The organism is Archangium lansingense (genome assembly GCF_026626635.1).
GTDB lineage: Bacteria > Myxococcota > Myxococcia > Myxococcales > Myxococcaceae > Archangium > Archangium lansingense.
Genome location: NZ_JAPNKA010000001.1, coordinates 405,362 through 417,694, shown reverse-complemented (window position 1 = coordinate 417,694; position 12,333 = coordinate 405,362). Strand labels below are relative to the sequence as shown.

The following is a 12,333-nucleotide window of genomic DNA, read 5'->3' as shown; positions in this document are numbered from 1 at the left end:
TTATTCGCCGCGCTGCTGGCGCTCGTGGAGGACCTCCACGTAGTCCCGCAGCACGCGGAAGGAATCACTGTCGTAGAGCTGGGGGCCGGCCGAAGAGACGTGCTCCTCCAGAGCGAACAGGGACGAGGTGAGAGCGCGCCATCCCTCGAGCATCTCCTCGTAGTGGTGCTGCTCCAGCAGGGAACGGAACTCCACCACGGCGGGCAGGTCCGCGTGACGGTTCATCGGACCCCAGTTACGTGCCCGAGACAGAAGCTCCTCGGTGCCGAGCAGGCGCAACTGCTCCTTGTGGCGGCGGCTGGCCTCCCTCTCCTTGCGCCAGAGGGAGATGGCCAGGGCCAGCCAACCGACGAGGAACAACCCCCCCAGCAGTCCGAGCAGCGTGCAGATGCGCATGCCCGAGGATTACCTCAAACGGCACTGCGCCACAGCGGCTCGCCGTGCACTCCCGGCGCCGCTGGCGCGGCGCGTCAGACTGTCCACTTCGTCGCGCAGCGCAGCTCCGCGTGGGATACCAGTCCTCTCTCTTCTTCTTGAGACTCGCCCACGAGTGATGCAGCCTGCTCAGGGGTTTCGCCCTTTTCCGTCAACCCACTCGAGTGTCGCCGCGATCTCTTCCTGCGCGTAGAAACCCGGGACCACTGTGCCCAGCCTCGGTTTGAAGACGCCTTGCCGTATCGCTTCGCCAAAGTAATTGCGGGCTCGCTCGTATCCGGGAGTGTGCAGGCGTTTGTATATCTCGAGGACCTGCTCTTTAGGATAGACGTCAGAAGCGAGCAGCGCGAACAGGTTCGTCGAACCATCGATACCAAGAAACGTGTCCAAACCCAAAGACTCGACGATCAACCCATCACGTTCGAGCACTTGGCGAGCATCAGACTGACACCCAGATGGAAGCGAGCTGGCTCCGCGGGCATGCACGAGCCTCAGCCATCGACCCATCGGCCGACCTTCCTCCTGGTTGAAGAGTCCCTCCAGCAGACCATCCCTAGGATGTTCGATCCGTTGGCCACACGTATCGCACCACCACCAAGTCGTCTCCAAACCCGCCGAAAGTGAAACAGGGACTTGTCTACCTAGGGAGGACAGAAACAGCCGGAGGCTGTCCATGTCATCTGATGCCACCGTGATGACAGGCAGGCTGAAGTCGAAGAACGCATCCACGAGATGCACCAACCGGTTCGCCAGCTTATCCCCATCTGGTAAGACCCGAAGCTGAGCCGAAAACGCATGTTGCGCCTCCGCGTCGAAGAGACCCGCCAGCATTATCTCCGTTACCCGAAGAGACGTGCCCTCCTGGCGCATGCGGAATGTTCGCGTCTCCAAGTCGAAGACGACAAACGAGCCACGTGCTAAAGCGAGCGGACGGCGCAAACTCGACCTGTCACCGCTCCAGAAAGATGCGCCCAATTCCTCGAAAAGCGTTGCCACGCGTCCAGCGCCATCCACCAGGTACATGCGCAAACGCTCACCCGACGTGCCGCCCACACGCTCCTGAAGCGTTACGCGTCCGATGCTCCGCTGATGGTCGAGATGCGCCGTCGTGCGCCAGATCGTGAGGCTGCCTATGGGAAGACCGCGATAGATAGACTCGAACAGCTTGAGCCGCCGCTGGTCGTCCCATGAGCCCGGTTCAGTCATGGGTAACAGCACCCGCCCCTCATACACCTCACGTAGGAGAGAGGGCAGGCGTTCCGTGGAAATCTGCTGCTGGGCACCTCGGCTGATCATGCTCACATCCGTCCGAAGAGACCCTGTAGAAGGTTATCAACCTCGGGGCCTTGGTCATCCTGGCGGAGCCATTCCGGGTCGATTCTGAAGGCTTCTTCCTGGAAGAGTTCCGCGATGTGCTCGTCGAAAGTTTCCTTCATGTCGAGATGATACCTCTGCTCCGGCGACATGGCCTCGAACTGCCGGACGAGACGTTGTCGGTCGGTGCTGGCAAAGCCACGAAAGGAACCCGCCCAATGCCAGAGCGCCCGGGCCGGAAGATAGTTCTCGATGCTCCGGCGCTGAAGTTGATGATGTGGCACGGATGCTCCCACGCACTTCATCTTGAGTGCCTCGGATTGACTAGAAGGCTGCCCTGGAGAAGCCGCATCGCTGTCGAACATCACCCAAGTGCGCAGCCGTTCGGCAGGATCTTCCCGCAGACCAGCGATGTACCTACCCATGTCCCCCAGCCCCCCTCCGTGCTCGGCTCGGAGCCATCCCTTGAGCAAGGCATTCTTGAGAGCGGTTCGTCGTGGCTCAGACGCCACGCATAGCAGGAAGTGCTTGTCCGTGAGCCGGTTCTCGAACACCAGCCACAATGGCAATGCGAGCAGAAGCGCTGCGTCTTCGGGCGTCAATAACGGCGGCGAGCTTTCCCAGTGGGATTGCTTCCGATCCGCCACCCGGACGTCCACAAGGGAGGCAGAGTTGGACAAGGCGCGTCGGCTTCGGTCAAAGGCAGCGATGACCGCATCGCGCACGAATTCATCACGTTCTGCGAGCCACGTGTTGACGCGATTTTTGCCACCTCGTTTGAATGGCGGCGAGGTCACCACAATGTGCCGCCCCTCAAAACCATAGCGGATGAGTGAGAGCAGCAAGAGGGGATCGACCTGCGTGGCGAAGACGGCATCATCGATGGTCACGATCACGACCGGCGTCGCTCCTGACGCGCGAGCAGCAACTCGTCAGCCATGTCATTAACCTCGGTGTACACATCGGGTGGCCAGTTGCCTCGGAGGCGTCCGTCCACATCGAGACTGACCGGCTCGGCCACGCTCCGCCCATCCTCGTCCTGATGAACCCAATAGACCTGCACCTGCTCGGGCTGGAGCTGCCCCCTGGCCACTGCGATCTGCATGCCGAGCAAGATGTGCTGCGAGTGCGTTTCCATGACAATGCAGGGCAGTTCCCGGCGGCTGCTCACGGTGGTCGCGATGTATTCGGCCAGAGCTTTCTGCAGCGTGGGATGCAGGTGCGACTCCGGCTCCTCGATGGCTAGGATACGCGGCGCATCAGGTGCCGAGCGCCCACTCAAGGCGATGGCGGTCAGAACAGGAAGGACCTTGAGCACGCCCTCTCCTGCGTCGAGCAGGTCGATATCGAGTGCAGCACGCCGGACATGCCGTAGCGCCAAGCGGAAGTGGGCTGGCGGTACCTCATCGATCTCAACGGAGCGCTTCAGGTACTTCTCGCACCAGTTCGACACCTCCTCCCGGACTTCGGGCTGCGAGGCCAAGAGGGGACCGACATCACTCCCGTCAGGAAGCATCGTCCAGCGCGGCGCAGTGGGGCGCGAGGCAATGCGCTCGGAGAGATGGCGCGAACTCAACCACAGCACCGCTCGTCTCAATCCGAGCAGCCTTTCTCTCGCCATTGCCCAAACCAGCTCGGATTGGCCCGCGGGAATCTCCGGCACAAGCCCCCGGAATCGCACCGGCAGTTCAGCGCCTCCCCCCTGAGATTTGACCTCATAGGTGAGTGCCGAAGAGGCCTGCTCGTCCACACGAAAACGCCACCGCCCTGACAAGAGCAGTTCACCCCCGCTTTTCTGAAATTCGAACCCCGTGAGGATGAGTCGCTGCCAGTTACGCTCCAGGTCCATGGAGAATTCGGCACGCGACAGGGACGCATCTCCTCGCCATTCGAGAGCCAGGCTCAGCGCCGTGGGATCATCCTCCGTCAGTCCCTTCCAGCGCAGGTCCCGGAAGGTACTCCCACGCGCGGCCGGGCTGGACAGATTGAGGGGTCCTTCCACATCAGAGCCCACTGAATCCGCCAACAAGGGCAGCAGGCGCACCAGGGCGCTCTTTCCTGCGCTGTTACCCCCGTAGAACAACGTTAGCGGGCGCAGTTCCACCTGCTGAGGGCCTGGAAAGGAGCGGTAGTTGCGCACGTGGAGGGCGCTCGGCGTCATAGCGCACTCCTACCACACACCAGCACGCTGGAAACTCCACGCCTTTCATGACCCCCCACGGAAGACGTCCGTGGGAAGACCCTCACCCCAACCATCTCCCAGAGGGCGAGGGAGCCGTCTCAAATCCGCACTCCCAGCTGCACGCCGGGCCAGTACTGCACGGAGGTGGACGGGTCCAACCACTGCTCCCGCGCGGGCAGCGTGGTGAGCGAGTACCGGTCCCGATCGCTCCCGGCGACGTACACGTTGTAGGTGGGCCCGCCGAAGAAGGCGAAGCGCTCGAAGAGCTGCACCCCGAACATCAGCCGTGCCTGGCCCAGCACGTTGGAGCTGCCGCCGAACGGGTCCCTCACGCGCAGCACCGAGCTGCCCGCCACGTCCCCGTCCAGCCACATGCGCTCGCCCAGCGGCAGGTGGACCCCCAGCCCCAAACCAAGGCTGAAGCGCTCCAACCGGTCATCCGGCCCGATGCCCCCCAGCAGCGTCGTGTACACGTACTTGCCGCCAAACTTCACCGCCAGGTTGGTGAGCTGGATGTCGCTCCCGTACAGCTCCACGTGGAACTGCCCCTTCTTCTCGAAGGAGAGCAGTCCAATGGGCACGCCCTTCACCTCCTCGGAGACATTCACCAGGCCGAGCTGCACGCCCGTCACCACCCGGGCCACGTTGACGAGCCCCAGCTGCGCGCCCGAGACATCCCCACCCACGTTGAGCAGTGCCGCCTGCACGCCCGTCACATTGCCCGCGTGGTTGAAACCCGCTGCCCACTGCACGCCCCGCACCGAGCCGCCCGTCACGTTCCCACCCGCCGCGCTCTGGAAGCCCGTGAGGTCTCCCCGCGCCACGTTGAGGCCCGCGGCTGCCTGGATGCCGCTGAAGCTCCCGCCCGTCACGTTGCCGCCCGCGGCGAACTGCACGCCCCACACCGAGCCCCCCGCCACGTTCGCCCCCGCGGACATCTGCCCCACCCGCACGTCCCCGCCCGCCACGTTCACCCCCGCCGCCATCTGCAACGCCTCGACGTGACCGCTCGCGATGTTCGCCCCCGGGGACGCCATCAACCCGCTCGCGTTGCCTCGCACCACGTTGATGCCCGTCGACAGCAGCACGCCGTGGGCTTCCTCGTCGTACCAGTTCGCCACCAGCGACAGCGCCCCGCCCCGCACCGCCGTGCCCCCATTCACCAGGCCGAACGCGAACTGGTTCTCCACCCGCTGGCCCGGCGCCCGGAAGGCATTGGTGCTCAGCGGAGGAATGAAGCTCAGCGACACCGGCACGCGCATGCGCGGCGCCATGGCCACCGTGGCCACTGCCGGAGCCACGAGGGCCTCGGTCCCCACGGGTGCAGCGGATGCCACGGCCACCGCCTCCGGCCCTCCGCGTGACACGGTGGCCTCCAGCGGAATCGCCTGGAAGCTCGCGGGCGCCAGCGGGGTGCGCTGCCCCTCTACCAGCGTGAAGGCCGCCTCGGAGGCCCCGCTCTCCAGCTCGCGCCGCACCTGGTAGCGCCCAGGCGCCAATCCCAGCTCCGCGGGCCGGCCCGGCAGCTTCTGCAGCTCCACCACCAGCGTGCCCGCCTCGTCACGCACGAAGAGCCGGCCCTCCAGCGCCTCGGTGAGGTACAGCCCCGCCGACGTGGCCCGCAGGTCCGTCATCACCAGGTCCCCCGAGCCCGCCAACTCGATGTCATACGCGGGGTGCTGCGCGCCGCCGCGCGTCTTCTCGGTGCGGGCCAGCGTCTCGTGGAAGGCGAACTGGTAGGCCTCGTTGAGGGTGACGCGCCCGTCCCGAGTGGCATCCGCCGCACCGCGCAGGCCGGAGATGAGGTGGTGGGTGAAGTACGAAGCCCCCAACCTGTCGGACTCCTGCGACACCTCGTCCTCGCTGGAGGAGGTGAGGATGGCGTGGCCCTTCACCTTGCTGCCCGTGTCCACCAGGAAGGCGGGCCGGCGGGTGCCGCCCTTGGCGCGGGCAAAGGCCCCCGAGGCGCAGCTATCCAGCACGGCGATGCGCACGTCCGCGGGCAGGGCGTTGAGGGCGCGGCGCAGCTCGCCATAGCCCAGGCGCTCGCCCTTGAGCAGCAGGCCCTCCTCGTCCGAGTGACCCGAGTAATAGACGAGCACCTCCACGCGAGAGGCCCCCGAGCCCCGGGCCGCCTCGGTGCGTGCGCGCAGCTCCCCGAGCGCCTCCAGCAGGCCCGCTCTCCCCACGTCCACCAGCACGCGCCTGTCCCCGGGGGCCACCCCGCCCAACTCCCCCAGCACCTTGTCGAAGGAGCGCGCGTCAGACACCGCATAGCGCAGACGCACGCGCTCGGGCCCACCGTCGTTGACGCCGACGAGCAGCGCCAGCCGCCGCACCGGGCCCGTCTCCGCGAGCGCGGGCGCGGCCAGCAGGAGGCAGAGGAGGGCGAAGACTCTCGAGGCACTCATGGCGAGGACTTCTCCAGCGTGAAGGAGGCCTGCGTGTACCGCGAAGGCAGGGGCAACGGCGAGGTGCGTGCGTCGGCACGGCCAGCAAGCGAGCGAGCGGCGATGAGCACCTCCTCCAGGGTGAAGGGGGCGTCGGCGGTAATAAGGAAGAAGCGCTCGAAGCCGGGGGCGTCGTCCAGGGCGTAGGCGCCCGGCAGCGGGTGGGTGCCCGCGGGCGCCAGCGGCACCGAGCCGGCACCGGACTCGGGGGCATGCAGGGTGACGGTGCCTCGCCCGTCCACGGAGAGGATGACGCCCTGGCTCCGGCCCGCGGCCACGTAGGCCAGTTGCACCACGTCCCCAGGGGCCGCGAGTGCCCCGTCCGCGAGCACCTCGGCGGCCCCAGCACGCTGACGGTGGACGGTGAGCCGGGGCTCCAGCCCCTTCACCCGCGTCTCCTCCACCGGCGTCTCCGGCCCCCCCGGGACGGCCCCCTCGGGCCGCGCGAGGACGACGAGGGCCACGGCCGCGAGCGCCGGCATGAGGGCCGCCGCGATGGCGGGAAACCGGCGGACCGGACGCTCCCGCCGGGCCTGGTGGACGCGGGCCTGGGAGGCCACATGGCGGGCCACCTCGGCGGGCACATGCCGGGCGAGGGTGGCGGCGGTGTCCGCCTCGAGCGCGGCGAGCCGGGCGGCGCCATCCGGCTCCCGCAGGAGGTGGGCACGGGCGCGGGCGAGCTCCTCGGGGGGGAGCTCTCCCAGGGCGATCCTCTCGAGGAGCCAGTCGGGGGTGCGGGTGGGGGAACGCATGCGGCCTCCTGCCAGGGAGAGGAACACCGCGCCCGCATTCCGCTGTTACCTCCGTGCTCGATTCCGCGCGTTTTTTGTTCCCGAGGGCGCGCGCTCGTCCCCTTGTGCCCCCAACTTTCGAGAAAACGGGCGGCGCACCCGGGCCTACGCTCAGTGCCCACGTTGTTGACTGCCAGGGAAATCGATTGGCCCGCGCTTCTAGGAGTGAACAGACCCGGGTACCTTGCCCCGTCGCCCCCCACCTCGCGATTCCTCCTCCGTGACTACCGACACCCTCGCCACGCTCCGCGAGTCCTACCTCTCTGCCCAGCTCTCGGGAAACCGCCGGGAAGCCCTGCGCCTGCTCGTGGACGAGGGTGTCCTCAAGGGCCTCCCCCTGCCCTCCCTCCACCTGGAGGTCATCCAGAAGACCCAGTGGGAGATCGGCCGGAAGTGGCAGGAGAACGAAATCTCCGTAGCCCAGGAGCACATGGCCACCGCCATCTCCCAGCTCGCCCTCTCCCACCTCTATCGGCACCTGCCGAGGGACCCGCCCAACGGGCGCAGGGTGATGGTGGCCTGTGTAGAGGGCGAGCTGCATGAGCTGGGCGCCCGCATGGCGAGCGACTTCCTGGAGATGGCGGGCTTCGATGTGCGCTTCCTGGGAGCGAGCATCCCCACGGAGCACCTGGCGCGCGAGGTGCGCGAGTCCAACCCTGATCTGCTGGCACTCTCCGTCACCATGACGTACCACATCCCCGCGTTGCGCCAGGCCGTGACCGCGGTGCGCGAGGTGGCACCAAGGCTACCGATGGCCGTAGGGGGGTTGGCCTTCACCTGGGTACCCGGGGTCGAGGCGGAATTGGGAGTCCCCTTCTTCGGCAAGGACGCGCGCGAGCTGGTGGCGTCGGCCTGCAGGATGTTCGAGGTCTAGGCATGCCGTCGTTGGCCCGTGAGGTGGAGCGCCGCATGCATCGACTGGCCGAGGCCTCCGTCTCGGAGCTCTACGAGGACCCCTTCTGGTTCGCCCGCTATGGCGAGGACCGGGCACGGCGCTTTGGAGGAGAGGACGCTGTCTTCCACGTGCGCTACCTGGTGCAGGCGCTCGAGGCAAAGGACCCGGGGGTGATGGAGCGCTATGTGCGCTGGCTGCAGGGGCTGCTGGTGCCGCGCGGCATGAGCTCTCGCCACCTCGCCGCGCACTTCCAGGGGCTGCACGCGGCGCTGGTGAACGAGGGCCTGACGCAGCCGCCCGAGGCGCTGGAGTACGTGCGCGCGGCCGAGTCCGCGCTGGATTGGCCCGAGGGCCCGGCGCGCGCTGTGCGCGAGGCCCTGCCCCGGCTGGTGCCACAGACGCTCGGCGAGCTGGCGGCACGTGAGGGAGCGCTCACGCGCGGGCAGGAGATTCGCCTGGGCGACGAGCTGCTGCTGCAACTGTCCTACTTGATGGACGCGCTGGGCGTGCAGCGGCCGGGACTCTTCGTGGAGCACGTGCGGTGGTACGCGGGCTTCTGGCCGCGCCGCAACCTGCGGTGCAGCTACCGCGGGATGTTGGAGGCGCTGGAGTCGGCGCTGGCCCGGGACGTCACCGTCTCGGAGATACCCCGGGTGACGGTGGCGACGGGGCTGACCGCCCTGGAGAAGGAGCAGACATGACGACGCCCGTCCCCGCGTCCCTGTGGCACTTCCTGAGCCGAGAGGTGGCGCTGGTGTGCGATGCGTCCGGCACCCTCACCTGGATGGATGAGCGCGCGGCGCGGCTGTTGGAGGCCGTGCCGGGCCAGTCCCTGCGTGCACTGGCGGCGCAGGGCACCGAGGACAAGGTGGACCGGCTCATCACCCTGGCTCGCGACGAGCGGGTGGAGCGCTGGGAGGCCATCCTGTGCGTGGGGGGCGTGCCGCGTACCTTCGCCTTCCGGGGTGCGCCGCACGAGGGCAGCGTGGCGCTGGTGGGCAGCCTGGTGCCCGAGGACTATGCCGACTCGCTCTCGCAGGTGAGCGAGACGATGAGCGAGCTGGCGGCGCTGCACCGCGAGACGGAGCGCCAGCAGCGCGAGCTCAAGCGACGCGCGGACGAGCTGACGCGCCTCAACCGGGACCTGGAGGAGTCCAACCGCGGCGTGCGCACCCTGCACGCCGAGCTGGACGAGAAGACGGAGAGCCTGGTGCGGGCCGCGGAAATCAAGAGCCGCGTGGTGGCCAACGTGAGCCACGAGTTCCGCACCCCGCTGCACTCCATCCTCGGCCTGGCGCGGCTGCTGCTCAACCCCGCCAACGGCGCGCTCTCCGCCGAGCAGCAGAAGCAGGTGCAGTTCATCCGCTCCTCGGGCGAGGCCCTCTTCGAGCTGGTCAATAACTTGTTGGACCTGTCGAAGATGGAGTCCGGCAAGGCGACGCTGCGGCCGGTGCGCTTCAGCGCCAGCGACTTCCTGGGCGCGCTGCGCGGGATGATACGGCCGTTGGTGTTGGCGGACTCGCGGGTGGAGCTGCGCTTCGAGGAGCCGCCCGCGGACCTGGCGCTGGAGACGGACGAGGCCAAGGTGAGCCAGGTGCTGCGCAACCTGATGTCCAACGCGCTGAAATTCACGGAGAAGGGCCACGTCACCGTCTCGGCGGAGCGGGGGCCGGAGGACACGGTGTGCTTCCGGGTGAGCGACACGGGCATCGGTATCGCGCCGGAGCACCAGACGCACATCTTCGAGGAGTTCACCCAGGTGGAGAGCCCGCTGCAGAAGCGGGTGAAGGGCACGGGCCTGGGGCTGGCGCTGTCTCGGCGGCTGGCGGAGTTCCTGGGCGGCAGCCTCACGGTGCAGAGCGCGCCGGGCCGGGGCTCCACCTTCACCTTCACCCTGCCCCGAGTGCACCCGGAGGTGGAGGAGATGCTCGGCATGGCCGAGCGCAGCCAGCAACTGGAGCCGGGCCGCGCGCCGGTGCTGGTGCTGGAGGACGACCGGCAGACGCTCTTCCTCTACGAGAAGTACCTGTCGCGCTCGGGCTTCCAGGTGCTGCCGGTGCGCACGGTGGACGAGGCGCGGCGCACGCTGCAGCGGGTACGCCCGGCCGCGGTGGTGATGGACGTCATGCTGGAGGGCGAGACGAGCTGGAGCTTCCTCTCCGAGCTCAAGGGCAACGAGGCCACGTGCGACATCCCCATCCTGGTGGTGACGCTGATGGACCGGGAGCAGAAGGCGCGAGCCCTGGGCGCCGACGAGTTCTGGCTCAAGCCGGTGGGCGAAGAGCAGCTGTTGCGCAAGCTCGCGGAGATGGCGCGCAGCGGCCCGGTGCACAAGCTGCTCATCATCGACGACGACGATGTGCACCGCTACCTGCTGCGGCAGTTGCTCAAGGACACGCCCTACGTCCTGTCGGAGGCGGCCACGGGGCCGGAGGGCATCCAACTGGCTCGCGAGCAGCTCCCGGACCTCATCTTCCTGGACTTCGTGCTGCCGGACATGACTGCCTTCGACGTGCTGGACGAGCTGAAGACGGATCCACGCACGCGCGACATCCCCGTCATCATCCACACCTCGCACCAGCTCCAGGAGGAGGAGCGCCGACGGCTGGAGAAGGGAACCTCGACCATCCTCGCCAAGCACAAGCTGAGCCGCGAGGTCGCCATCACTCGCATCCGGGACGCGCTGCACAAGACGGGCCTGGGCACTGATGCCGGGGAGAGCCGCCGTGGCTGACCTCTCTTCTTCCGCGACGATTCTCAACGTCAACGACGACGAAGCGACCCGCTATCTGTCCTCGCGCACGCTGCGAATGGTGGGCTACCGGGTGCTGGAGGCGGCCACGGGAGAGGAGGCCCTGCGGCTGGCGATGCAGGAGCGCCCGGACGTGGTGGTGCTGGACGTGAAGCTGCCGGACATCAGCGGCTACGAGGTGTGCCAGCGGCTGAGGGCCCAACCGGAGACGGCCTCCATCGCGGTGATGCACACCTCGGCCACGTTCGTCACGACGGACAAGAAGGTGCGCGGCCTGGAGGGAGGCGCGGACGCCTACCTCACCGAGCCCTTCGAGAGCGAGGAGCTGATCGCCACGGTGCGCTCGCTGTTGCGCATGCGGCGCGCGGAGCAGGAGCTGCGGCGGCGCGCGGAGCACCTGACGGAGGCGGACCGGCGCAAGGATCTGTTCCTGGCCATGCTGGCGCACGAGTTGCGCAATCCCCTGGCGGCCATCACCACGGCGGTGGGCATCCTGGATCGCCGGGGGCAGATGGACACGAAGGACGGCAGGATGGTCGCCATCGTCCAGCGCCAGACGAACCACCTGGCGCGGCTGGTGGATGACCTGCTGGACGTGAGCCGGCTGACGCGGGGCAAGGTGGAGCTGCGCAAGACGCGGCTGGACCTGAGGGGCGTGCTGGAGCAGGTGCTGACGGTGTTCCGCCCGCAGGCGGAGAGCCGGAACCTGAAGCTGGAGTCGAGCCTGCCGACGGTGCCGCTGTGGATGGAGGCGGATACGACGCGGCTGGTGCAGGTGTTCACCAACCTGCTGGACAACGCGACGAAGTACACGGACGCGGGGGGCTCCATCCAGGTGAAGGCGGAGCGCTCCGTGGAAGACGGACGGATGGGGGCGCGGGTGCGGGTGAAGGACACGGGCATCGGCATCCGGCCGGAGGTGCTGCTCTCGGTGTTCGAGCTCTTCTCGCAGGCGGACGAGTCGCTGGAGCGCTCGAGAGGGGGCCTGGGCATCGGGCTGACACTGGTGCACAACCTGGTGGAGATGCACGAGGGCCGGGTGGAGGCGCACAGCGACGGCCCTGGCCGGGGCAGCGAGTTCGTGGTGTGGCTGCCGCTGCTGCCGGTGGCCTCGGACTCGGAGCAGGAGGTGGTGCTGCCAGCTTTGGTGAAGCGGCGCAGACACATCCTGGTGGTGGAGGACAACGAGGACGCGAGGCAGGCGCTGCAGGACTTGCTGGAGACGTGGGGCCACCGCGTGGAGGTAGCGGCGGACGGACTGAGGGGCTTGGAGCTGGCGGTGCAGCGCTCGCCGGAGGTGGCGCTGGTGGACATCGGGCTGCCGGGGCTGGATGGCTATCGGGTGGCGGAGGAGCTGAGGGCGAAGATGGGCCAGGGAATCCGGCTGGTGGCGCTCACGGGATACGGAGGGTCGGAAGACCACAGCCGGGCGCGCGAGGCAGGGTTTGACCTGCACCTGGTGAAGCCAGTCCATCCGGATGCACTGAGCCGCCTGCTCTCGGAGCTGTAGCTCC

10 protein-coding genes are annotated in these 12,333 nt (G+C 67.8%); 4 read left to right on the top strand and 6 right to left on the bottom strand.

Annotation, left to right across the window (positions count from 1 at the left end; genetic code table 11):
• The 6 genes from OV287_RS01565 to OV287_RS01540 all read right to left on the bottom strand — a co-directional run bounded on the left by OV287_RS01565 (position 1) and on the right by OV287_RS01540 (position 7,133).
• Positions 1–396 (bottom strand): hypothetical protein, encoded by a 396-nt coding sequence (locus OV287_RS01565; protein ID WP_267532178.1) that lies wholly within the window; start codon positions 394–396, stop codon positions 1–3.
• Between the two features lie 168 nt (positions 397–564).
• Positions 565–1,731, bottom strand: a complete 1,167-nt coding sequence (locus OV287_RS01560; RefSeq protein ID WP_267532177.1) for a hypothetical protein — start codon at positions 1,729–1,731, stop codon at positions 565–567.
• Positions 1,732–1,733: 2 nt separating this feature from the next.
• Positions 1,734–2,645 (bottom strand): hypothetical protein, encoded by a 912-nt coding sequence (locus OV287_RS01555; RefSeq protein WP_267532176.1) that lies wholly within the window; start codon positions 2,643–2,645, stop codon positions 1,734–1,736.
• Positions 2,642–3,910: an AAA family ATPase gene (locus tag OV287_RS01550; RefSeq protein WP_267532175.1), complete on the bottom strand. Its 1,269-nt coding sequence runs from the start codon at positions 3,908–3,910 to the stop codon at positions 2,642–2,644. Before OV287_RS01550 ends, OV287_RS01555 begins: the two co-directional genes overlap by 4 nt.
• A gap of 119 nt (positions 3,911–4,029) precedes the next feature.
• The gene (locus tag OV287_RS01545) at positions 4,030–6,342 is read right to left on the bottom strand and encodes a caspase family protein (protein WP_267532174.1); all 2,313 of its coding nucleotides are present in this window, start codon (positions 6,340–6,342) and stop codon (positions 4,030–4,032) included.
• Positions 6,339–7,133, bottom strand: a complete 795-nt coding sequence (locus OV287_RS01540) for an ActD-like protein (RefSeq protein WP_267532173.1) — start codon at positions 7,131–7,133, stop codon at positions 6,339–6,341. The genes OV287_RS01545 and OV287_RS01540 overlap by 4 nt, the downstream gene beginning before the upstream one ends.
• A gap of 259 nt (positions 7,134–7,392) precedes the next feature.
• Here OV287_RS01540 and OV287_RS01535 point away from each other — a divergent pair, with 259 nt between their 5' ends.
• The 4 genes from OV287_RS01535 to OV287_RS01520 are packed head-to-tail and all read left to right on the top strand — an operon-like array spanning position 7,393 to position 12,329.
• Positions 7,393–8,046 (top strand): cobalamin B12-binding domain-containing protein, encoded by a 654-nt coding sequence (locus OV287_RS01535; RefSeq protein ID WP_267532172.1) that lies wholly within the window; start codon positions 7,393–7,395, stop codon positions 8,044–8,046.
• Positions 8,047–8,048: 2 nt separating this feature from the next.
• Positions 8,049–8,768: a hypothetical protein gene (locus OV287_RS01530; RefSeq protein WP_267532171.1), complete on the top strand. Its 720-nt coding sequence runs from the start codon at positions 8,049–8,051 to the stop codon at positions 8,766–8,768.
• Positions 8,765–10,801 (top strand): ATP-binding response regulator, encoded by a 2,037-nt coding sequence (locus OV287_RS01525; protein WP_267532170.1) that lies wholly within the window; start codon positions 8,765–8,767, stop codon positions 10,799–10,801. Before OV287_RS01530 ends, OV287_RS01525 begins: the two co-directional genes overlap by 4 nt.
• A complete protein-coding gene (locus tag OV287_RS01520) occupies positions 10,776–12,329 on the top strand; it encodes a response regulator (RefSeq protein ID WP_444546325.1) in 1,554 nt (517 codons plus the stop codon). The genes OV287_RS01525 and OV287_RS01520 overlap by 26 nt, the downstream gene beginning before the upstream one ends.
• The last annotated feature ends 4 nt before the right edge of the window (positions 12,330–12,333 follow it).

Excerpts from the sequence above, each read along its gene's own strand:
- OV287_RS01530 (WP_267532171.1), top strand. The coding sequence starts at position 8,049 with ATGCCGTCGTTGGCCCGTGAGGTGGAGCGCCGCATGCATCGACTGGCC.
- OV287_RS01560 (WP_267532177.1), bottom strand. The coding sequence starts at position 1,731 with ATGATCAGCCGAGGTGCCCAGCAGCAGATTTCCACGGAACGCCTGCCC.
- OV287_RS01525 (WP_267532170.1), top strand. The coding sequence starts at position 8,765 with ATGACGACGCCCGTCCCCGCGTCCCTGTGGCACTTCCTGAGCCGAGAG.
- OV287_RS01520 (WP_444546325.1), top strand. The coding sequence starts at position 10,776 with ATGCCGGGGAGAGCCGCCGTGGCTGACCTCTCTTCTTCCGCGACGATT.
- OV287_RS01545 (WP_267532174.1), bottom strand. The coding sequence starts at position 6,342 with ATGAGTGCCTCGAGAGTCTTCGCCCTCCTCTGCCTCCTGCTGGCCGCG.
- OV287_RS01550 (WP_267532175.1), bottom strand. The coding sequence starts at position 3,910 with ATGACGCCGAGCGCCCTCCACGTGCGCAACTACCGCTCCTTTCCAGGC.
- OV287_RS01540 (WP_267532173.1), bottom strand. The coding sequence starts at position 7,133 with ATGCGTTCCCCCACCCGCACCCCCGACTGGCTCCTCGAGAGGATCGCC.
- OV287_RS01565 (WP_267532178.1), bottom strand. The coding sequence starts at position 396 with ATGCGCATCTGCACGCTGCTCGGACTGCTGGGGGGGTTGTTCCTCGTC.